At 40.6% G+C, this 22,725-nt stretch carries 15 protein-coding genes; 10 read left to right on the forward strand and 5 right to left on the reverse strand.

The features are described 5' to 3' along the window. Together NWQ57_RS10505 and NWQ57_RS10510 are read right to left on the reverse strand one after the other, a co-directional pair. On the reverse strand, positions 1-190 hold a 190-nt coding region (locus tag NWQ57_RS10505), incomplete at its 3' end, for a transposase (protein ID WP_306022105.1). Between the two features lie 221 nt (positions 191-411). Continuing rightward, positions 412-1,818, reverse strand: a complete 1,407-nt coding sequence (locus tag NWQ57_RS10510) for an FGGY-family carbohydrate kinase (RefSeq protein ID WP_306022106.1) — start codon at positions 1,816-1,818, stop codon at positions 412-414. Positions 1,819-2,346: 528 nt separating this feature from the next. Here NWQ57_RS10510 and NWQ57_RS10515 point away from each other — a divergent pair. From NWQ57_RS10515 to NWQ57_RS10530, 4 genes are all read left to right on the forward strand, one after another. After that, positions 2,347-3,276, forward strand: a complete 930-nt coding sequence (locus NWQ57_RS10515; protein WP_306022107.1) for a DUF4861 family protein — start codon at positions 2,347-2,349, stop codon at positions 3,274-3,276. 83 nt (positions 3,277-3,359) lie between these two features. After that, positions 3,360-3,674: an L-rhamnose mutarotase gene (gene rhaM / locus NWQ57_RS10520; protein ID WP_306022108.1), complete on the forward strand. Its 315-nt coding sequence runs from the start codon at positions 3,360-3,362 to the stop codon at positions 3,672-3,674. 164 nt (positions 3,675-3,838) lie between these two features. Next, on the forward strand, positions 3,839-5,311 hold the full coding sequence (locus NWQ57_RS10525) for a sel1 repeat family protein (protein WP_306022109.1): 1,473 nt from the start codon (positions 3,839-3,841) through the stop codon (positions 5,309-5,311). 196 nt (positions 5,312-5,507) lie between these two features. Beyond that, positions 5,508-6,914 (forward strand): BNR repeat-containing protein, encoded by a 1,407-nt coding sequence (locus tag NWQ57_RS10530; protein WP_306022110.1) that lies wholly within the window; start codon positions 5,508-5,510, stop codon positions 6,912-6,914. A 275-nt stretch (positions 6,915-7,189) separates the two neighbouring features. Here NWQ57_RS10530 and NWQ57_RS10535 read toward each other — a convergent pair whose 3' ends face one another. After that, positions 7,190-8,425, reverse strand: a complete 1,236-nt coding sequence (locus NWQ57_RS10535; RefSeq protein WP_306022111.1) for a glycoside hydrolase family 88 protein — start codon at positions 8,423-8,425, stop codon at positions 7,190-7,192. A 53-nt stretch (positions 8,426-8,478) separates the two neighbouring features. After that, positions 8,479-9,918 (reverse strand): BNR-4 repeat-containing protein, encoded by a 1,440-nt coding sequence (locus NWQ57_RS10540; RefSeq protein ID WP_306022112.1) that lies wholly within the window; start codon positions 9,916-9,918, stop codon positions 8,479-8,481. A gap of 388 nt (positions 9,919-10,306) precedes the next feature. On the opposite strand from NWQ57_RS10540, the gene NWQ57_RS10545 reads away from it, so the two are divergent. Together NWQ57_RS10545 and NWQ57_RS10550 are read left to right on the forward strand one after the other, a co-directional pair. Then, positions 10,307-10,480, forward strand: a complete 174-nt coding sequence (locus tag NWQ57_RS10545; protein WP_306022113.1) for a hypothetical protein — start codon at positions 10,307-10,309, stop codon at positions 10,478-10,480. Positions 10,481-10,495: 15 nt separating this feature from the next. Beyond that, positions 10,496-10,753, forward strand: a complete 258-nt coding sequence (locus NWQ57_RS10550) for a hypothetical protein (RefSeq protein WP_306022114.1) — start codon at positions 10,496-10,498, stop codon at positions 10,751-10,753. A gap of 323 nt (positions 10,754-11,076) precedes the next feature. Here the strand turns inward: NWQ57_RS10550 and NWQ57_RS10555 are convergent, their stop codons facing one another. Further along, positions 11,077-14,397: a glycosyl hydrolase gene (locus NWQ57_RS10555; RefSeq protein ID WP_306022115.1), complete on the reverse strand. Its 3,321-nt coding sequence runs from the start codon at positions 14,395-14,397 to the stop codon at positions 11,077-11,079. Between the two features lie 378 nt (positions 14,398-14,775). On the opposite strand from NWQ57_RS10555, the gene NWQ57_RS10560 reads away from it, so the two are divergent. The 4 genes from NWQ57_RS10560 to NWQ57_RS10575 all read left to right on the forward strand — a co-directional run. Beyond that, a complete protein-coding gene (locus NWQ57_RS10560; protein ID WP_306022116.1) occupies positions 14,776-16,347 on the forward strand; it encodes a BNR-4 repeat-containing protein in 1,572 nt (523 codons plus the stop codon). 66 nt (positions 16,348-16,413) lie between these two features. Then, positions 16,414-18,993: a heparinase II/III family protein gene (locus NWQ57_RS10565; RefSeq protein WP_306022117.1), complete on the forward strand. Its 2,580-nt coding sequence runs from the start codon at positions 16,414-16,416 to the stop codon at positions 18,991-18,993. 119 nt (positions 18,994-19,112) lie between these two features. Beyond that, a complete protein-coding gene (locus NWQ57_RS10570; protein ID WP_306022118.1) occupies positions 19,113-20,627 on the forward strand; it encodes a sulfatase-like hydrolase/transferase in 1,515 nt (504 codons plus the stop codon). A 49-nt stretch (positions 20,628-20,676) separates the two neighbouring features. Further along, the coding region (locus NWQ57_RS10575; protein ID WP_306022119.1) for a glycoside hydrolase family 2 TIM barrel-domain containing protein at positions 20,677-22,725 on the forward strand (2,049 nt) is incomplete at its 3' end.

The raw sequence follows: 22,725 nt of genomic DNA on the forward strand, positions 1-22,725 counted from the left end.
GAATGAGTTCCTTTGATAGCTCTGAATCTTCATTTTGTAGCTTAAGCTTCGCTACCCACTTATAAAGTAACTCATCAATTATATTTAGCGAAGCCGCCGCTTCAGCAACTGAGTAACCTTGCTCAGTTGCTGAAGAGGCGGCTTCTTGCATAAAATCATTTGGATATCGTTTATTAGTACGTCTAGTCATTTTACACCTCAATAGTTGGATATTATCCGTGATTAAAGTGTCCGGCTGATTCAACCACAACACACAATGTCGTCATGTTTGCTGCAACATCGATTAGCAACAGTTAGCTTAGAAACCTTCTGAGGAGTGCCTGGCACTTTTTGGTTAATAGCGCATTTAACTAAGTTTTACATTATAGTTTAGTGCTTCGAAATGCCTCAAGTAATCATGGAAATCAGCACTTATTGCTGTGCAGCCATTTCTCGCCAACAATCACGATAATGAGCTAATTTGTGCAAGTGAGTTGTTGTAGCTTCTTCAGTTATTACTTCGCATTGGTTATTTTGCCAATTGGTTAACTGCGCCGCACCGTAGACGGTTCCAGTAGAATCGAGTGACAATAAAACCTCTTGTTTATCTCGTAGTTGCGATAAAATTCCACTAAGTAGTGGGTTTTTAAGAAAAGCACCTTCTATAAAAACTTTACCTTCTGCACCTAACATATCCAATTGATAATCAATCATTAATGCGCAATACAACGTTGCCAGAGCAATACCGCTCACCTTGTCGACAGGACCCACAAAACAGCCTCTATTGCCACCAAATGGACCACTTCCATGACTAAAATCTGGTAAGGCAAAAACAGCTAGATCAAGCACATTTTGAATATCAGTTTCACCAAACTGCTCTCCTAACCAAGAACCCGCGAGCTCGCATATTGCTTCAAATTCTCGTCCCCCCATAAATCGCGCACACGTAACAGGTGCACCCATGGCATCAATATTGGCCAACATGTCTTTACGTTCATCTAAGTGAGTAAGTTCACCTTGAGAAGACATTAAAACCGTCCAAGTTCCTGTAGAAATAACCGTAAATGGATCATTATCTAAGGCTAGCTTATAGCGCAGATAACTCGCATTACTATCATGAATTCCGTTAAATATGCGGCAGTCGGGAGTGAGTTCACATTGTTGCGCAACGTCGTCAAGTATCGTCCCGCAATCAAACCATGCCGATTTCATTGGTGGGAATAAATGACCAATCTGCATATGACTCACCAACGATGAATATCTATTTTCTACAATTGACCACAAATCAGTATGACAACCTAAAGAGGTTATTTCTGAATAACATTGACCAGTGAAACGCCAAACCCAATATTGAGGATACATTAAGATGTCTGTAGCATTAGCAAAATCCTCTGGTTTGCTTTGTTGCAACCAATACAATTGCCGCCCCAAATTTAGCCCTACAGGTAAATTAGGTGAAAATGTAGTGGCATAAGACGGTCGTAAAGCATTGTAGTCTTGGTTTAGTTCCGCGATACCAGCAAATTCATAATCCAATATTGGCATTACCAAACTCTTACTACTATCAGGATTATTCCGATCGATTAAAGCTGCCGTCGCTCCGTGTGTTGTAAACGTCAATGCGTTAACCACAAAGCGCCCTTTTAATGCTTTAAGATGTTCTGTTAACCAAGTCCAAATCCCATCAATGTCTACATGAGGGTAATCACCAGAGGCCACTACAACGTTTTTCATTTGACTTGAAAACACCGAAGTAAAATTGTTATCAAGCACGTGCAATTTGACGTGGGTTTTACCTATATCGATAACGACAGTATTTGATTTTTTTGGATCTGACATTTTTATCTCGTTTTGTTTATCTTGGTATAAAAGGCAACTGAGTTTATAAACTTTTAATTTGCACTTGTATGGGTATTTACTAACTTATCTGAGCCGTTTAAGCCGAGAAAATTTTGCAATGTTAGACACTGTAAATAAATTGCATTTTAATTCACAATAGTGCAACATCAATCATTAAACTGCAACTAATTTCAAAGGTAAGCTAAGGACAAAAACAGGTATGATGAATACGCTTAGCGGCTATACCAGTCTTTGTAAAGCGCCTTTGGATAGAATTGTTTACACAAGTGATGACCGATATTGTGCCACTGATAATTTGAATTGATTGCTACGTACAGCAAACGACAGTTCATGCCAAGTTAAACAAGGCTGTAAAGGTCACAATTGAAGACTTATTTGCGCCAAATAAGAATATTTTTTAACACGCCATACTGACATAAGGTGTGAAATTGTAAATGTCTTCGTGAGTGCCATAAAGTTGAGGCGGAAGACAGTAATTCAACCAAAATAGATAGTAGGAATAATATTATGCAAACTTTTTCAGTTTTCCAGCTTAAGCCTATATTACTGATGTTAGGTGCAAGTATGGCGCTACTTGCATGCTCACCACCAGAAACTCATTCAAACAAATCCACTCAAGCTTCCTTAGAGAATCAAGAACAAACTCAGGTTATGGCTTACGCCCGTTTTGTCCCTGAGCGTAACGACGATTTTGCCTGGGAAAACGATAAAGTCGCCTTTCGGGTTTATGGACCAGCCGCACCAGTAAAAGGCCATGCGAGTGGAGTAGATGCTTGGCTCAAAAGAGTAGATTATCCAATAATCGATAAATGGTACTTAGCTCACGTCAATGGTATTTCTTACCATGAAGATCATGGAGAAGGTTACGACCCTTATCACGTAGGGATTAGTCGAGGTGTAGGTGGCAGCGCAATCTGGCTTGATAACCAGCCTTACTATGCTCATAACTATACTGAATATAAGGTGATTAAAAGTGGTGGTGATGAGGTTGTGTTTAATCTAAGTTATGAATTTGAAACTCCGCTGGGAACTGTTAGTGAAAGTAAAACTGTATCTTTAGCATTGGGAAGTCAATTATACAAAGTAAATTCGATTTTTAGTCTCAATGGTGAACCAGCTCCCCTCCCCATTGCTATAGGACTTACAACTCATGATGAAAAAGCGCAAGTGGCATTTAATGCAGATGCAGGAAGAATATCAGCGTGGGAGGTCATCGATGATCTTGGCATCGGTACCGGTGTCGTTATCTCTCCTTCGCTGGTGACAGGCATTAAACATATACCGAGTGAGACTAAAGATGAAAGCCATATCTGGATATTCACCAATAGTGATGCTCAGGGCAAACTTAACTATTCCGCTGGTTTCATTTGGGAAGGAGCGGATAGCAACACAGATACAGCAAGCTGGAACGATTACCTAGACAACTTTGCTCAGTAAAAATCAATAAATACAACGTACTAAATAGCTTTAGTTTTTATAAAAACAATCTATTTAGTGCGTATTTTCGGAAAGGAACACTGATGGAAAAAATTGCCTTTGTTATGACCTTACTACCGGGTCATGAAGTTGAATACAAAAAGCGTCACGATGAAATTTGGCCAGAATTAGTGGAAGCACTGAAATCAGCGGGCGTTTCTGACTATTCGATTTTTTATGAACAATCATCAAACAAGCTATTTGCCGTGTTAAAACGCAGCACTGGACATACTATGGAGCAACTTCCTCTTCAAGCTATCGTCAAAAAGTGGTGGGGCTATATGGCTGATATAATGCAAACCAATTCTGATAACTCCCCCGTTGTTGAACCAATTAAATTAGTCTTTCATCTAGAATGAAACGGAATATATAACGTTTATACTTAATAATTCGCAGTATTTTACAGCGACTTGTTATAATTAAACTATTAAATAATACCTAGTTTGTGTAAATGATTTTCTGAATTCGGGAGTATGGCAAAGCGGTATTTACAGAAATTAGTTAATTTAACCGGAATAAATCAATGATGCTTCTCGTCAATAAAATTTGCATAGTAGCGACCATTCTTTGCCTTGGGTCTTCACCAGTCTTTTCCGCTGATATATTTAAAGCAGATCATCACTTCACTAATCAACAATATGAACTGGCCAGAGCTGGCTACTTAGAAGCAACAAAAGTAGGTAACCCCTACGCCTGTTATCAACTTGCTAATATGTATTTTAAGGGTTTAGGGGGTGATAAAGACGTGCTCAATGCGCTAGTTTATTTTTCACTAGCCGCTGAATACAACTTTCATGATTCACAAGCATTAGTGCAACGCATGTTACACCTCTTGCCAGAGCAAGAAAGGCAAAACGTACAACAGATACTCAATACATTTATTAACGAGCACGGCAAAAACCACATTAGGCAAACTTATCTACCTTTATTAAATCAAGATACCCTAGCTGACAAAATACGCTTTGCAGGTAAAGACGAATTAATCCTAGAACAGTTTGATTTGACCTTCGCGGACAATGAATTATTTGATAGCTACACAACCTCATTGGGGAGCGATGGCGAAAGCTCCAACGAGATCGACTACAGTTTACTGACCTCCACGCGTCAACCTTTTCTTATTGTAGACTTTGACTTGGCCGCCGATGGGTCGATTCGCAATATTGCAGAAGTGCAGAAATTTGGTTATGTCACCACGTTAATTGATCAATTTTCTCATTTTCCTTTAGACAAACCCACGATACAACAACATTCCGCAGAGTTTGTTGCTCGAGCCTACTTAGGGGCTGCCGCTTATAATAAATTTACGCTAGTTCAAGAAGATGAAGCTCTTTACGCAGCAATACGTCGTAAAGTCAAAAGTCTTAAAAACGCCACCAGCCTAAAAGACCGCTACGAGTACGCAATGGCTTTACAAAATTTTCCTTGGCTAGATCAAAAAGATAACGAAGTAGAACAACGATTGAAAAGTTTAGCCGAAGAGGGGCATCCTGGTGCCATGTACGAATACGGTCTCAAACTATATCGCGAACAAAAACAAATTCCGCAGGCTATTGAGTGGATAGTTTCAGCCAGTAAATATGGCTTGGCCAGAGCTGAGTCGCGCTTAGGTCGTTTATTGCTTAGCAGCCCCTGGATTGTAAAGGATGAGAAAAAAGCCGTATTCTGGTTAGAATCAGCAGGGCAAAAAAAGGACGTTACAGCCTTGTTTAAAGCAGCAGAAATCCGCTTAACCGCCGAAGATAAAGAGTTGCACGATATACCCTTGGCTATCGATCACTTAGCTAAAATAGCTTATCAACAAAGTCAAAATCCTGAATATTTTTACTTGTTAGCCTTAACTTATCGTTTCCGTGAACAGCGTGACTTTCCCTTGGCTATTCAACACCTCGAACGAGCCATTACCATGGGACAAAGAACTAACTGGGATGTAAGTGCCTGGCAAGGATTGCTAAATCAATTAATGACTGGGCAAGTTACCATTAGCCATGAAAATTAGTCCCGTCAAAATTAGTTTTAACGCCGATCGCTGTCGAGATTATACGAATGAGTATTTTACAGTTCAAAGCTATGCCACTTCGAAAACAAAGCAATGTTCTCTCCTAACGAGAATGAAACTTAGCGCTAAATGTATAAGCACAATGCTTAATTTCAAAAGACTACTTACCATCAATGTTTAAGGACACCATAAAGCTATGACAGCCTTTTTTGTTAAACCCCCAACATGCAAAGCGCTTAAACGCAAAATTGCATTCATATGCGCATGTACACTTACTATCCTGCATTTTTTTTCTTTTTCAGCCTCGGCAGCTGAACAAGCAAAAGAGCATACTATAGATACCATCGCCATCGACCATATTTGGTCTGGCCATAGAATTAAACCCTTCTTACTCACTCGAGGTAAGCAACAATTTGTAGCTTATTATGACGCCAATCGACAAATGACAGTTGCGCACCGCCAATTTAGTGGAACATGGCGTTATTACAAAGTAGATAGCTGGTTAGGTTGGGATAGCCACAACTACGTAACTATGGAATTAGATTCGGCTGGCAATCTGCATGTCATGGGTAATATGCATGCAGATTCTATTGAATACTTCCGTACAACTGAACCCTTAAAAATTCGCTCGCTAAAACGGGTTGATAAAATGGTTGATAGTAGCCTTGAGCAACGTATGACCTACCCTATTTTCATGTTAAATAAAAATCAAGAATTATTAGTCAAATACCGTGATGGAGGTAGCGGCAATGGCAATGAAATTTACAATATTTACAATGCCGAATCACAAAGCTGGTCTAGATTACACGAAAATACCTTTTTAGATGGTGAAGGTGAAATGAGCGGGTATTTTGAAGGACCTACCTTAGGGCCTGATGGCATGTTTCATCTTATCTGGGTGTGGAGAAACACGCCTAACGCCGCTACAAACCATAGTTTGTCTTATGCTAGGAGTCCAGATTTAGTAACTTGGGAAGACTCAAACGGCAAAGCACTGCCTTTACCCTTGACCCTAGTAAGAACTGAAGTTGTCGACCCGGTTCAACCTGGCGGCGGCATGATTAATGGTAATGTAAAGCTGGGTTTTGACCAACAAAACAAGCCACTTATTGCCTATCACAAATATGATGAGCAAGGTAATACACAAATGTACCTAGCTCGTAAAACAAACAAGCAAAATTGGCAAAGTGTTAAAATTAGTGAGTGGGAAGATTTCCGCTGGGATTTTGGTGGTCACGGCTCACTAGGTAGGTTTCCTATTAGGCCTTACAATCCCGAAGTATTAGACAAGGATACAATTGCTGTTTTAGTCAGACGAAATGACGACATAATGCGTTTTATTGTCGATGCTACAGACTTAAAAACGCTTAGGATCGAAAACGCGAATTTATATCCGCCTATTATTGAACAAGTTACGCTGGCGACCAATCAGCAGCGACTTGGTGATAAAAACTATGTACTTGAGCATCATGTATTCCAAGGCCAAGGGGATGCCAGCAGCGGCCAATACTATTTATCCTGGCAAAGCCAGCCAGGGAATAGAGATCAAGCTCACAGCACTATTTCTGATCCCAGTGTACTGTTGCTACACAAAATTAACTAAGTCCTTAACAAAGCCAGAAATATCCGATTAAGCGGATATTACTGGCTTTTACACCTTTCTAATTCCTCTAAAACTGACTTGAAATAATTTCTTTTTTACCGAACATCATAGGTGCGTATTCAGGCTCATCAGAAGCTTAGTTGACTCGCATTCAGCTCAACTAAACAAGCTTCATACCAACTAACAGTAGCGACAAAACAGCTAATAAAAAGCCAATACTGTTGCCAGCATTGGCTTAAAGATAAGCTCTATAGTGAGATATACAAGTGCTTTAATTACAAAGACTTACAGCGATTTAATGCTTCTAAGTAATAGTAGTCGCCATAGTTAAGAGCAGCGTTTAAGTCCAAATCTTTAGGGTAGTTTCCGGTCGCTTGCTTCAATAAGAAGTAGCCATTTTCTCCATTAGCAGCCAAATACTCTGGTGAAGCTAAACTTCGTAGCATTTTCATAGCGGCTTCGCGGTAACGTTTTGCTTCATTAGTCTCTACATAATTAGCCAACTCTAAAAGTGCACTTGCCAATAGCGAAGCAGCCGAAGAATCACGATAGTTAGTGACGTTGGGATCATCTGGCGCATCGTAGTCAAAATAGGGCACTAAGTCTTCTGGCATATTTTTGTGAGTTAGTAGGTAATTCACAATATTTTTAGCATGATTTAAAAACTTTTGGTCTTTTGTATAGCGATAAACCATGGTGTAGCCATAAGCGCCCCAAGCTTGCCCCCTAGACCAAGACGAATCATCAGCTATGCCTTGAAAAGTCTGTTTAAAATTTGGCAAACCAGTCGTCCGGTTGTAGTTCACTAAATGAAATGAACTATAGTCGTCTCGAAAGTGATGTTTCATGGTGACAGTCGCATGACTGACTGCTGCGTCATAGTATGTTTTGTCACCAGAAATAATACTGGCTTCAAACAACAACTCTAGATTCATCATATTATCTATGATGACCGGAAATTCCCATGTACCCCAACTCCATGAGTAGGTTGCTCCGATTGCAGGATTAAAACGCTCCATAAGTGTTTTTGCTGAACTGACAATGATGGGACGATAACTCTCATTACCGGTTAAGCGTGTGCCATTGCCAAAACTATTATTCATGATAAAACCAATATCATGAGTTTTGCGATTGTATTGCATTTCCTCTAAGGCTTGAGTCCACTTAGTTGCCGTATTTAACCAGCTTTTATCTTGGTTATGTTCATACAAATACCAAAAACTGCCTGCGACAAAACCACTCGTCCATCCCATGGGTGTGGTATATTTCACCTCCCCTTCACTAAAACTTGTCGGGATATTTTTAGGGTTAGTATAGGCAGCTCTAAAGCCTTCCAATTGCTCCTGAGCTTTGTCTAAAGCTGCATCGCAAAAAGCGACATCATTGACAGGCCAAGACAGTGTCGAGTTATTTACGCTGCTGCCTTTAAGGGAGGATACATTTGCACTACAGGCCGTCACAAGAAGAGTTGCCGACATAGAGATAAGAATCTGATTTAATCTAGTTTTCACAATGACACCTTTTAAATAATATGGCTGTTTTCAAGTTTGAACATTTTTGTGCCTTAATTTAACTTAAGTACACTGGCTTCTAGTTTCGAACGCTTAATGGGGCCACTGTCACCGAGTAGATATATTCTTCTCCAGTTTGTGCCCTTAGGTTTCTCAGCAACGATGATACGAGCATCGGGGTGAGCATTGTCTATTATTGAGGTTAAGGCCCAGCCAGCATTTTTGCGACGTAGCAACTCCTTACCTTTTGTAAAAGATTCCCCCCCATCAACACTATTCCAGTAGGCAATGACACCATCGCCTTGTTCTTCATAACCGAGAGTAAAAGTAACTTCATCGTCAGACGTGATAAAAAAGTCCCCACGGGAGTCTGTATTGTCTAGTCGTGATTGAGGATTGACGGGGTCGCCTCCTACCCATTCGCTACCCGTCCACTTGATATAGCTAGTTTGTTTTGGCCCACCGGTTTTTTCTCCTACATCTTTACCTATGTTTGTTGCAATATGTGGATAACCCTTGGCGTCTACATGCGCTGAACCGTTAAAGGTCCAATTTTCCCCCGTGCTTTTTACCAATGTTTTTACATCAGCCATTTCTTTGGTAACAGGTAAAATTAACTCTTCATTTGTAACATTTTTCCACGTCCCTTGCTTGGTATCAAATACCATATAATAAGCATCATGACGTTCGGTAGTATGTCCTCTACCATTAATACCGGCGCCACCATTCCAACAAACGTGATAGTCGTAAGAAACAATTATGTCGTCGCCATGCCCCTTGCCAACCCAAGCGTACCAACTATCATCGGCTTTAATATCAGTGCGAGATTTATGCTTTAGAAATGATACCGCTTTAGAAAATGTGCGGCCGTGGTCGGTAGATTTTTGATACACCCAATCACTGCGATGTGCGCCATGTCGATAGAATAGGTAAATATCACCATTGTCCATTTTTAATGCTTGGTTATAGGTGCCAAAAACTGGAATTGTATCCAGCTCTTCCCAACTACTGATATCACGAGGTTTTTTAGAAACGACGTGGATATTACGACCATAATGGATATTACCTAATGGATTTTTACCGTGTTTTTCCATACCGCCATGGCCACCAAAAAATACATGAATATAACCTAGATCATCGATCAACATTGTGGGTTTACCATGGTTGTCGATTTTATCTCGACTGGGATCTTTGCCCATATCACTGACACCCGCTTTAAACGGGCCCTGCCACGTATCCGTTAAGTGATTGTATGCAGCCACATAGGGGTCTTCTAATGGCCCCTGATATGCAAGATAGGTGACACCGTCTAAATGTACGCCAGCAGGATGTTGCACCACAGCGAGCGCATTACCTAAGGCATTATCGGCAAAATAATCGACTTTTTCCTCACTAGCTGCATTCATAGGGGCTGCGGCATTGCAGCATGCCGAAAGTAAGATGATTAAGAAAATCATCGCTTTTAGGGTAAAACCTTTCAAAATTTCGCTCATATCCATAGTTGTCCGCGTATATTTTGGCCTAAGATAACGAATTAATCAGGCCCAATTAAATCTTATTCAATCATATCATGCCATTAAGAGTCATTTATATATTTACAATACCTTTATTTTTAATATATTGTTAAATATATATTAAAAATGCGCTTTAAAGCGTATTTATGACCAGATAAGAATTTCACTGAAACTTTTCAAACGAAGGTATTAACATAGATTTTTACGAGATTTTTGCGGTTTCGATTAGATAATGAACCCAGATCGAAAGCACCGAGATGTGATAGGTAGTTGCGCCACTCGTCAAAAAATACCCAGTTCAATAATGCGGCAGACAAATGTTTGTTAGTTGAAATATTCAGTCTATCTAAACAGGTAAGGAGCGAATGTGAAACTTAATTTCAGAAAATATTTCAACAACGTATGTAAAACATTAAACCCTAAAATATCTGCTTTCGCAGTTATTTATTCCTTTAGCCTTTCCGTATTTTCTACTCATGCTCATCAAACAGCTGATGTTGAGAATAAAATTGAAAAACTGTTGGCCCAAATGACACTTTAAGAAAAAGTGGGTCAAATGCGGATATTCCACGCAAATATCGGTGTACAAGCTTCTGAAGCTGATGAACTCATTCTCTCTGATAAAGTTAAAGAAAAGCTTAAAAACGGCATTGCCGGTATTAAAAACCCTGGAGAATATTTAAGTCCTCAGCGGGCAGCTTTGCATAGTAATAAATTGCAAAAATATATCATCAAAAGTAGCCGCCATGGCATTCCAGCATTATTTATAACCGAAGCTTACAATGGTGTGGATGCGACAGGCACAACACTGTGATGCTTATGGATATTTAAGCATCTTTCTTGAATAACAGTTATTTGAACAAGGAATGTTGTTCATCACGACGGTAGCTTAAATATTAAGTCACAAACGATGTTATATAGGGACTGAGCGATCCGATAAAGCGTTTCATTTACGAAACGATTATTGGATCGGTTTAAGAATATATCTTTTATCGAGCAATCAAATCAAGGCTCTGCATAATGAGTAGTTTTACAATCAATCTAATTAACGGATTGGTCTCTATTATCTAAGAGAATAAAAGCTCCCTTAATCTGCTTGAAGCAAACGGAACTCTATCTTTGTTCCTTAAACCTACATCAATTTATTAGTCGAACTGGCCCTATTAGCCCAGAGGATTGCAGGACTTTTTGCTGATCCTTTACAAAAAAGTTATAGCCAGTAAATGTCACACGTTCGCTTTTAGGTGGTTTTTGATTCGTATTTAACCAATGTACAGTATCACCAACCATGCTATATCCACTCGTATCCGGTAAAGCCTCATCACCGATTAAACGATTCACCCAAGTATTGGTGATTGCCACTTGTAATTGGTTATCACCTGCCACAAGCGCGCTACTCACATCAAGGGCAAAAGGAGGTTTCCATAATGTGCCTAATTTTTTACCATTGATTGTAACCTCGGCAATTTGTTGCACCTCACCTAAATCGAGATAAATTGGTTTATTGCTCGCTGCTTGCGCTTGGTCAATAGTGAAGGTTTTATAGTAGATGGCTGTGCCTGAATAATGCTTGATGCCAGAGTCCGAACTATGACTCCAATCTTGTAATTCTTCAAAAGTCACAACACCAGGGCCTGCCCACTCTTGATCAAATTCAACCTTCCACTGGCCTGTTAGTTCTTTCTCTTGTACTTTTTTAGCCCCGTCTTTGACACTGGTTTTAGAATTATCTAGATAGATATCTTTAACCAGTTGTGAATATGTCCCAGTATAATCAGGGATTTTATTATCACGACGGATCAAAATAAACCGACTCGCATAAGGCTCAAGCGCTAAATCGATGATTAGGCGATTACCCTCTCGACGGTAACTTTGGATTTGTTCAATCGTGCCGTCGGTGTTGTTCCAAATTTCAGGTACGCCATTGCCATCACGAATCTCAACCGTGATTTGTTGAAACTCTGGTTTTTCACTATGAAAAAAGTATAAGTAGTTGTCATCAATACGGCGTTTAGCAAATACTTTCACCGCCTCGTTGTTTATCAATAGATCAGGCAGTAGTTTCAACTGCTTAATCGACTCTGCAAGGTTATAGCTACTCACTAAGCCTTTTTGGTAAGGTTTAATGGAGTTTGATGTTTCACCCCAAAGTGCATCAGCAATTTTTTTAAACTCGGCTTTATCTGGCCATTCACTAAATCCAATCACATGTTTTGGCTTGTTACCAATAACGGTTGCGCCAGCAGCAACTAAAGTTTGAATGCGTTTTAAAGTTTTAACATGTAGGTAGTCAGTTTTGCTTAAAACTAATGCTTTGTAGCGTGTACCTTCAGGAAGTACTAACCAACCATCTTTGACGTTGACGCGATTGAGCAATACATCAGTATTGGTGAGGTCATGACCAAAACCTGCGGGTATATCAACATCGCTGTAACCACCACGTACCGGAGCAACATCACCTACATGTACTAAAAAGTCAGCGTCCGGCACCCCCTGTTGTAAAAGGAAAGAACCTCTCGCTAAATATTTGAACCAATCTTTACCACCACTGTACCACCATGTTTGCGTACGATCGAAATGAGAACCGATAGCGTCCATTGTCATGCCCGGCTTGACATGATTATTGGGCTGATGGGCAAAACGGTGAAACATGGTTTCGTTAATACCTCGTGCCCACATATGGTCACCATGGTGTTTATAGTAGTAGGGATGCCCCATCCAATTTACGGTATTGATTGAGGTGAATGATTCTGCAGAAATGATCTTTTTACCGTAAATATGACCCGATGAAATGGCAGCACTAGTGCGCCCATGATAGGTACTATTAGGGTCGCTGAAAGGCGATTTCACCCAAAATTCTCCCATTAAGCGGTCGGCTTTGCCTCCTGAAGCTAATTCATCAAACGGGCCCCAGCCATAAGGTTCAATGTATGTTTCTAAGCCATATTGGTTAGCTAGGCGGGTAAATTCACCAAAGTAGTTTTCAACCATCAAGTCCGATTGGTGCTGGCGCAGCTCTTGTAAAATGGCGCCTGTGTGTGCAGGAGATTCTATCACACGACCAGTTAATAAGGGTAACCATTTAATAAGGTCGTATCCGAATTTTTCTTGGAAAGTGTCTTCAATTCCATCGGTCCAGTTTTGGCCACCGACTTCATAACTGTCTATTTCAGTGGTTTTAAGTGACTTTATTCCTTTGGCTTGTACTTTTTTTAATAATTTACCGACAAATTGTTCAAAGTGAAATTGTAAGGCTTTAGCGTCAAATTTGTCGACTTCTAAACCTTCACCTTCAGCGCTTGCTGGCACATTAAATGCGCCGGTACTGGTGTAACCAAAACGTAGAATACGCCAATCGCCTTTTAGCAATTTAACGCCACCTAGAGGTAACTCGCCGCGATTTAACACTAATACATCTTTTGCTTTAGTGATTGCCTGTGGATCAATTTTTGGCGCTAAACTTACACGGCCGCGCTCCATCGAGTTCATCGATAGCCAATCGTCAATTTTTGGCTCCGACCATAAATCAAAGCGTTTAATGGCAATGGGCTTAGTAAACACAAAACGGAAATATTTGGCTTTAAAACCGTCGTGTTCTTCGCTAACAAGTTGTGGGCTAAATGCCCACATTCTTGCGCCTGTACGAGGACGTCTTAACTCTTCAACAACGGTAGTGAAATTTTTACCGTCATCTGAAATTTGTAATGCAGCTTCACCATGACGATCAGGTGTTTCAATTTGCAAACTACGCAGTGAAGTGGGCTCATCAATTTCTACTTGCACCCAATAGTTATTGTCTTTATTTTCTTTAAACTTAAATTCAGTGTCCCAATCTGCATCAGCCAACAAACTCAAATCTAAACTTGAGTCTGAACTAGTGTATTTAATGTTCGCAAAAGCATTACTTTGGTTATATTTATTAGCCGGCAAAGCTATAACGGCAATATCTTGATATAAGCCTTCAGCATGACCTGGCTGCGGGGGAACAAGCATTTCACCTTCTTGGTTTACCTGCACAGCGTGCTCTGACCAAGTGATACGTTTCATCGACATTTCAGCCGTAACCCAAGGCCCCCCACTCGATGTCCAACCATCCGAATTATGTATGCCAAATTCAATACCGTTTTTATCGGCCTCTGCAGCAGCATGGACTAAAGTATCGTAAAACTCATCACTGCCAAACCTCACGGGACCGCGTGAAGAATAAGGTTTATCGCTACGATGCACATGAAAGAAAATAGCTCCGCCAATACCGACATCAGCCATTGCTTTAAAATCTTCGGTAAAACCGGGTTTGCTTAAATTGCCATTCATGGCATGCATCCAGGTTTTTGGTAAGTAATGTTTAGCCGGCGTTTCAAAGTGCATCGGGGAAAACGTTTCTGTATCGGCCTTTACTATATGAGTCATTAAAAGCAAATAGACGGCTGCATATCCAGCACCAATTTTGATTAACATATTCCTATCACCTAAATACAAGTCCGCATGGTGACTTCACTTATGAATCTGTTTATACAGTGAAGTCTTCATCATTTGACAACAAAACAATAACATCCACATATAGTCATTTACAATCAAACATAAGTCAAATACAATCTTTAAAGTTAAATTAAGGTCACTTATTTGATCAGTAAATCGATGAGCAAAAATTGCACATGCAGCCTGTTAAATAGACTTAGCATGAGATTTTAAGCCTTTTTCAAGATAGGAATGTTTATGCTGCATATAAGCCGTTTTCAAGCTTTGGATTTCATACAAGTCTCAAGGCACTTAAGATCGGTAATAGTGACCGCAACTGTGATAGTTGCTTGTGCTTGCACTGCTCCAAATACAACAATGACGTTGAATAAACAACAATACATAAAAAAGAGAGCAGAACTAATTACAAAACATTCAATACAAGACAATACGTTCTCTACATTAAAGGCCCAAGTAAAAACCGATGATCTAACAAGTAGCGAATACTGGACCTGGCGGATAGATCAATATCTTTATGGCCAATATCCTGAGTTTCAACCAATTTATAATGCCTATACACAGGGCAAAACATTTCAGCAAATTTATAATTTACCCGCTGAAAACTTGGAGTTCGAGACCACTGTACCGAAAAAGTTACCCTCACTACCTCAGGGCTACTTTACTGATAATCTAGAAGGTAACCCTCACAGAGGCGATAATTTTGTTTTTAATAACAAAGTGTTTATTACCTATCAAGGGCACTTAACCGACCCCTACGTAGCGATTTTTGATTTACAAGAGCACAGTTGGGAAGGCCCGTATAAAGCTGCTGAAAGTACACTATCAAAAGGTGGACGAAAAATTGATAGCCATGGCAGACCTATCATTGAACAAGATAGCAAAGGACACATTCATATCGTATACGGAGGTCATGGCGGTGAACGAGAAGACGGCCTGAATCCCCTTTCAATCGACACACCCCATGCGGGTGGCAGAATGTTGCATGTGATGTCTGAAAAACCCAATGACATTACAACGTTTGTGCAAGTGAATGACATCAGTCCCTTTGCTTCTTATACCAAAAGTTACACTATGGCCAACGGTGACATTTATTTATTCACCCGCGCCGGTACCCACAAATCCCCTTGGGTTTATTACAAAATGAAAGGCGGCGAACAGCACTTTCAGGCACCTGTGATTATCACTTGGCCCACACCCCAAACAAGTAATCCAATTAATGTTGATACCTTTTACATCAACCCATTAAAAATCTCAGATACCGAAATTGCTATCAGTTATTTATGGCACGAATGTAACTTTAACGAAGTTCACGATAAAGAAACCTATAGTCGTATCAATGCTTATTACATGAAGCTCGATACCACCAGCGACACCTTCTACAATGCTCAAAATGAACAGTTATCACTTCCCATCACCTTAACAAGCGCGAATAAACAAACCTTAGCCTTTGACTCAACCCTAAGAGACGAAACTCCCTTTAGTACAGTGCCGCTTATTATGGATACCCCAGCCCTAGCCTATGAAGCACGCACTAAAGAATATAGAGAGTGGCGTATGGTGGCACTGCAAAATGGCGAGTGGCAACACAGTCTTCCTCTTCCCGGCACCCAAAAACGGACCGTAAGAGACCTAGAAGACCGTGATATAAAACAGGTTCAACGCTTAGAAAGTATAGATCACGACACTGCCGTCGTGATCTATAAAAATAAACAAGGTCATACGGTATTTGCCACAGCAAAAAAGATCAGCGAAAGCCAACAAGAATGGAAAGTTAACAAGACATACTTGGACTTAGCCAACACTCGTATAGAAATGGACTCGGTAAAAGATAACAAAGCTAATACGCTTGCGGTGATCCTCAACGTAAAAAGCGGTGATGCTCAACGCTTGTATTTATGGCATGACGGGCAGTTTTTCGGTAATCACTGAAAGACAGACGTTGAATTAATGTAGTTAGCCTGAGCTAGCAGAAAAATAACTATTTAGGGCCTTAGCATGTTAGTAGCAAAAAATAGCCAACCTTGGTTCAGATCCCTCAAAACAGTATTGAGCTTAAAAAGCGCGTTGGTAGTCAGTGTCTGCTCATTGTCAACCTTAAGCTTTTCAGCATCAAGTACAACTGAAGAAATTGAACGACCGTCAATTTGGGTTAAAAACTCAGAACGGCCCGCTATTTTAGATAAAATACAATCAGAAACTTGGGCACAGACATTATTTGAAGAGCTTAAACATCGGGTTGATTCAGTTGCAGTTCAAGGCGATAAAAAACGCCGCAATATATTAGAAGAATTACCCTTGCTTTGGTCTGAAAATAAATCATTGCCACCTACACTACCTACCTTTCGTCATGAAGAAGGCGGCAGCAAAGAACAATTAACCCAAGTGGTTAAATCTCTGCAAGACGGCGTTGACTGTGGCGTCTTGTATTATCTGACTCAAGAAACAAAATATGCGACATGCGGTGCAGACGTTTTGTTTACTTATATTAACGCCCTCAGACAAATGGAAGTGCACAGAGAGGGAGAGATGAATTCTGGCTGGATGTTTCCAACCGACCACTTATATGAAGCGCGTGTGATCGGCGCTCAATTACCCATTATTTACGACTTTGTTTACCCTTATTTAGCTACAGGTGGCAAGGTATATGACTTGGCCTCAGCCAAACTGACAGATTTCGATTTTAACGCGGCTCAATACGTGTTTGGTACCTATGTCTGGTTAGCGTTAAATAAGGGGTTGCTAGACTCAAACTGGCCAGTATTAGAATCATCAAGTTTGGTACATAATATTTTAGCCCTCGACGGTAGACAAAAAATTAAAGAACTCATTCCTTACTACACTCATATCGACACTAAAAACCAAGCATCGTTAAAGAAGATCGCTAAGCATTTTGTTAATCAAGGCGACATTTGGCCTGAGTCATTCCAATATTCTCGTCATGTTGCTGGTTTTACCGTTTATTTAATGACCTTATTAGATCGTTACGATCCATCGTTAAAACTAGGGGCAACATACCCCAATATTCCAGGGGCCTTTACTTCTTACTACTATTTAGAGTATCCAAACGACGAATCACCTTATATTGGTGATGGCCACCGTACTTATACAATTGATTATGCCGATTTAGAAAATTCCTTGTTGTTAGCCAAGTTAAATAACAACAAACAACAAGAAGAATATTTCACTACTTACTTGTCATCTAGCATCAAAAGCGGTTTATATGATCGTGGCCATCTTCATAGTCGCTCTTACGGCGCTAGCCCCTATTTTACGCCACTGCAGTTACTATGGTCGGTGAATAAAATTGAAAGTAAAACTGAAATTGATGTAACTCCACCACGTCCTCGCACTTTGCGTTTAGAGTACGCTGGGATGAATATTCAGCGCAATATCAGTAAAATTGATCCAATAAAAAATAGCTTGATGGGCTTTGTTGCAGGTGGTTCATATATTCATGGCCATGCCTCGGGTATGGATATGGAATTATATGGTCAAGGCCATGTTCTTGGTGTTGACGGAGGAAAAGGCACTTACCGAACCGATATTCATGAAAACTATTACCGATTGTTTGCGGCCCATAACACAGTTATCAGTAATGGCGCTTCTGCCTCAAAAGGCGACTGGATAAATCTTGGAATCAATCGGGTTAAATCTGAATTGATGGAGCCTGCTGCCGGTGATATTGGTGTATCCCCGAATCATTCATTCTCAACATCCTCGTTTTTTGATGAGTTTAATCTAGTCGCTCCAGCTCATCATGAAAGAACCCTAACCTTAATTAAGCTGGGTGAGAGCAAAGGATATTACCTTGATATTTTTAGAGCAAAAAGTGACACCCAGCAGCAATACCATGACTATGTTTATCATAATATTGGCGATGAGCTAAACATCACCTCGAACCAGCAAGCAGTTGCCTTAGTTGCTGATCAAGAGCGTTACCAAGACTCAGCTAAATTAGAGTGGATTACTACAGGTCAAAGAGGTTACAGACACCCAGGCTGGCACTTTTTTGATGACGTAAAAACCAAAAGTAGCTCCTCTCAGCAATATGAGGCAACCTTTTCTGCAAATAGGTTAGGCGATAAAAGTATTTCAATGCGCGCTTTAATTCCGGCCGGATTAGAGCTTGAAATTAGCCAAGTAAAAGCCCCAAAAGCTTATGGCGCCTCTGCGCCTTATAATGAAAAGCCCTTACCTACCTTTTTATTGCGCCACCAAGGTGAGGCATGGAATAACCCTTACATTGTAGCTTACGAGTCAATCACCGAAGGCGATGACTACACCATACAAACAATCGACCGTATCCTCACTCATGGTGTATTTAAAGGGGTAAAAGTAGGTATCAAGCTCAATGGTAAGTCGTTTACACAGTATGTTTTAGTTCAGGAAAATAGTGAGCAACGTTACGTAGATAAAAACCTTGGTATTGACTTTATAGGCCGTTTTGCCCTTATCACTCTTGATGACCAACAACAGCCAACCGAAATGTACTTAGGTAATGGTAGCTACGTGCAATATAAACAGCACAAAATAACTGCGAAGCCGTCTAGCACCAGCGCTTATAAGACTTTTTAACAGCCTTCAATACGTCCTAAAAGGTATTAAAACAACCCAACATCTAGAACACTAAGTTAGCGGTAATTAAAGCGCTTTGGCCGACAGATAATATAAACACACAAATAGAGTCTATATAAATGACTAGATTAAATTATTTTAAGGTGTTGCCAACGTTGAGCTTAGCGCTGTTCTTGATGGGTTGTGAACAATTTAGCGGTCTTGTAGGCAGTCAAACCAGCTTAAATGATGTGGAAGCGCCAAATATTTTGTTTATTTATACCGACGATCAAGCACCGTGGGCGCTAGGGCGTTCGGGCAATAAACAAGCACTAACCCCCAATTTAGACAAACTCGCCTCCCAAGGTATGTATTTACCAAATGCCTATGCCACTACCCCCGTTTGTACTCCCTCTCGTGCTGGCTTACTTACCTCACAATATGGTTATGAATTAGGGCTTGATGACTGGATCAACACCACGGCTAAGAGCCTAACCGGTAACCAACCTGATCTTGGTCTTGAGCAAAAATTCGAAACATGGCCAGAGGTGTTACAAAGAGCGGGTTATACCACCGGACTTATTGGAAAATGGCATTTAGGTTACCAGCCACAGCATCACCCTACCCAACATGGTTATCAAGAGTTTGTTGGTTTTGTTGGCGGCGGCACAACGCCTGAAAACCCGCTGTTAGATATAAATGGCGAAGTTAAAAGGCAAACAGGCTTAACTACCGACATTCTGACCGATCACGCGGTCAATTTTATACAAAAACATAAAAGCAAACGATTTGCCTTGTCGCTGCATTATCGTGCGCCACATTATCAATTTTTACCGGTAGCACCTGAAGATGAAGCGCCCTATCTTGATATGGATATGAAGTTACCCCACCCCAATTACCCTGATTTAGATACCCAACGTGCTAAACAACTGATGCGTGAATATTTATCGAGTGTGCGAGGCATTGACCGTAACCTTGGTCGCATCATGGCTGCCCTAGAGCAATTAAACTTAGTTAACAATACCATGGTGGTTTTTTCATCTGATCATGGTTATAACATTGGCTTTAACGGGATTTGGCACAAGGGAAATGGTTTTTGGCTGTTAAATAACAAAACGCAGAGCACTAAAAATGTGCCGTCGGGCCAGCGTCCTAATTTGTATGATCCCAGCTTGAAAGTGCCAACCATTGTGCGCTGGCCTAACGTGATAAAGGCAAATTCTGAAAACGTTTCGACCATGCCAAACCTTGATTGGTTTCCAACCCTCGTGCGTATCGCAAGAACCAAAGCAAGTCCAGATAACATTATTCGAGGCAAAGACTTTGTGCCTGCCTTATTGGATGAAAACACCATCCTTTCTACTAACTACTATGCGGCTTACACCACGCAGCACCAATCTGTTACCGGCATGCGAATGTATAGCAATGGGCAGTATAAATTGTTGCGAGACTTTAAAAATGAAGGCCGAGATGAATTTTATGACCTCAGTCAGGATCCTGAGGAAACCACTAATTTATTAGTACAAGAGCAGGCGCAGCTGACAGAAAAGCAGCAAAGTATTATTGCTCAGTTTGATAAGGCCATTCTAAACAAAATGCGTATCACAGCAGACCCGTTGTTTGAATTAACCAAACCACAGCCAATTGCTCGTTAACCGCGTTGCGACTTTTTTAATAAATAAGAAATTAATAGAGTAAGAATATATGAAATTAACAGAAACAATAAAATGGCTTAACAGAATTAAGATCATATTGATTTTATCCGTGGCAGGCTTATTGGTGGTAAACCACGCAGCAGCCTCGTCAGCAGTGAAAGCCAGACAAGAAATAAATTTTAACCATAACTGGAAATTTACACTGGGTGATAAGCCTGTTTATAAAAACACGCAACACAATGACAGTGGCTGGACAGTGTTAGACGTACCCCATGATTATATTTTTGAAGAAGGCGTGTCAAAAGACGGTTCACAGAAGCAATTTGGCGGTAATCATGGAGGTGGTTTAGCCTGGTATCGCAAACACTTTGCTTATGACAATAAATGGCAAGGCAAACGGGTGTTTATTCAGTTTGATGGCGTCTACATGAATAGCGAGGTATGGCTAAATGGCCAAGCGTTAGGTAAGCGCCCTTATGGTTATATTAGCTTTCAATACGATATTACTGAACATTTAAACCATGATGATAACGTGCTTAGTGTGCGTGTTGACAATGAACTTCAACCCTCAGCGCGTTGGTATCATCCGGGCGGAATTTATGCTCCCGTTAAATTGCTGGTAGTTGATCCAATACACATAAAACACAATTCATTGTTTGTACACACGCCGCTTGTTGGCACAAAAACCCAAGTTAAAACAGCATTTGAGCTCAGTCAAAACCTGAAACAAACCGATGACTATGCGCTGCATTATCGAGTGGTTGATCAAGAAGGAGTAGAGGTATTAAACGGAAAATCAGCACTTAGCAAATTTAAACAACAAGACAAATACGAGTTTTCCTTTGTGCTAACCAAGGCTAACCGCTGGGCTCCACATGCTGCCTATCTCTACAGTCTAGAAGTTGAAATTTTGCATAAAGGTACGGTGATTGACAGTGATAATGCGCGTTTTGGCGTTCGTGACATAGCATGGAAAACGGAAAGCGGTTTTTGGATAAATGGCAAAAACGTTAAAATTCAAGGGGTCGCGGAACACTACGAAGGCGGCCCGGTTGGTGGTGCTTGGACTAAACCCTTATTACGATGGAAACTACAATTATTAAAAGACATGGGCGTAAATGCCATTCGCCTTGGACACAATCCCTACCCTCCTATGTTTTATGAGTTAGCAGACGAGTTAGGGTTAATGCTGATGGACGAAATTTTTGATGGCTGGACACAAAAAGCGCTACACGACTACGGTGCTCATCACTTTGAGCAATGGTGGAAAGCTGATATAGCTGAGTGGATTACCCGCAACCGCAACCATCCATCAATTATTATCTACAGCGTGGGTAACGAAACTCATGGTGAAATTGCCCCTGAATTAGTCAAAGCAGTGAAAGAATTTGATCCAACACGTTTAGTCACCTCAGGTTCGACCAACACAGATGGCATGGACGTTATTGGCATTAATGGTGGTTCAGAAGAAAAAGACTTTTTTAAGCGCCGATTTGATCAGCCATTTGTCTCAACAGAAGCGCCGCACACTTGGCAAACACGTGGTTACTACCGCACACAAACTTGGTGGCGAGATGGCCCTAAGAGTAATACTTTCGACTTATCTAACATTACTGACAAAGAAATTTTCTTTTACGACTGGAAAGATCCAAAAGACTGGGTAAACCAAAAGCAGCACTTAAATTCATCATACGACAATGCAACGGTACGTATTAGCGCCCGTAAAAACTGGGAAATGGCGCGAGATTTACCTCATCATTCAGGTCATTTTCGTTGGACCGGTTTTGATTACCATGGTGAGGCCGGTTTAGCACATGGTGGTTGGCCATTTATCGCTTTTATGGGCGGAGCCCTAGATTTAGCCGGTTTTAAAAAAGACTTATTCCACCTTTATCGAAGTCAATGGCTAGATAAGCCATCTCTGCATATATTGCCTAGTTGGACTCACCCAACCATGGAAAAGGGTACAAAAATTCCAGTCTGGGTGTATTCAAACCTAGATGAAGTGGAATTATTTCTTAACGGCAAATCATTAGGTCGAGACAAACCAGGCCTAAAAGCTGAGGAGATGCAATGTGAATGGCTGGTACCTTGGCAA

It is taken from the genome of Paraglaciecola sp. (genome assembly GCF_030730205.1).
In the GTDB taxonomy this organism is placed as follows: domain Bacteria; phylum Pseudomonadota; class Gammaproteobacteria; order Enterobacterales; family Alteromonadaceae; genus Paraglaciecola.

Bases quoted from the DNA above. Each gene is read 5' to 3' on its own strand.
- NWQ57_RS10510 (WP_306022106.1), bottom strand. From the start codon at position 1,818: ATGTCAGATCCAAAAAAATCAAATACTGTCGTTATCGATATAGGTAAA.
- NWQ57_RS10515 (WP_306022107.1), top strand. From the start codon at position 2,347: ATGCAAACTTTTTCAGTTTTCCAGCTTAAGCCTATATTACTGATGTTA.
- rhaM (WP_306022108.1), top strand. From the start codon at position 3,360: ATGGAAAAAATTGCCTTTGTTATGACCTTACTACCGGGTCATGAAGTT.
- NWQ57_RS10525 (WP_306022109.1), top strand. From the start codon at position 3,839: ATGATGCTTCTCGTCAATAAAATTTGCATAGTAGCGACCATTCTTTGC.
- NWQ57_RS10530 (WP_306022110.1), top strand. From the start codon at position 5,508: ATGACAGCCTTTTTTGTTAAACCCCCAACATGCAAAGCGCTTAAACGC.
- NWQ57_RS10540 (WP_306022112.1), bottom strand. From the start codon at position 9,918: ATGAGCGAAATTTTGAAAGGTTTTACCCTAAAAGCGATGATTTTCTTA.
- NWQ57_RS10550 (WP_306022114.1), top strand. From the start codon at position 10,496: ATGCGGATATTCCACGCAAATATCGGTGTACAAGCTTCTGAAGCTGAT.
- NWQ57_RS10555 (WP_306022115.1), bottom strand. From the start codon at position 14,397: ATGTTAATCAAAATTGGTGCTGGATATGCAGCCGTCTATTTGCTTTTA.
- NWQ57_RS10560 (WP_306022116.1), top strand. From the start codon at position 14,776: ATGACGTTGAATAAACAACAATACATAAAAAAGAGAGCAGAACTAATT.
- NWQ57_RS10565 (WP_306022117.1), top strand. From the start codon at position 16,414: ATGTTAGTAGCAAAAAATAGCCAACCTTGGTTCAGATCCCTCAAAACA.
- NWQ57_RS10570 (WP_306022118.1), top strand. From the start codon at position 19,113: ATGACTAGATTAAATTATTTTAAGGTGTTGCCAACGTTGAGCTTAGCG.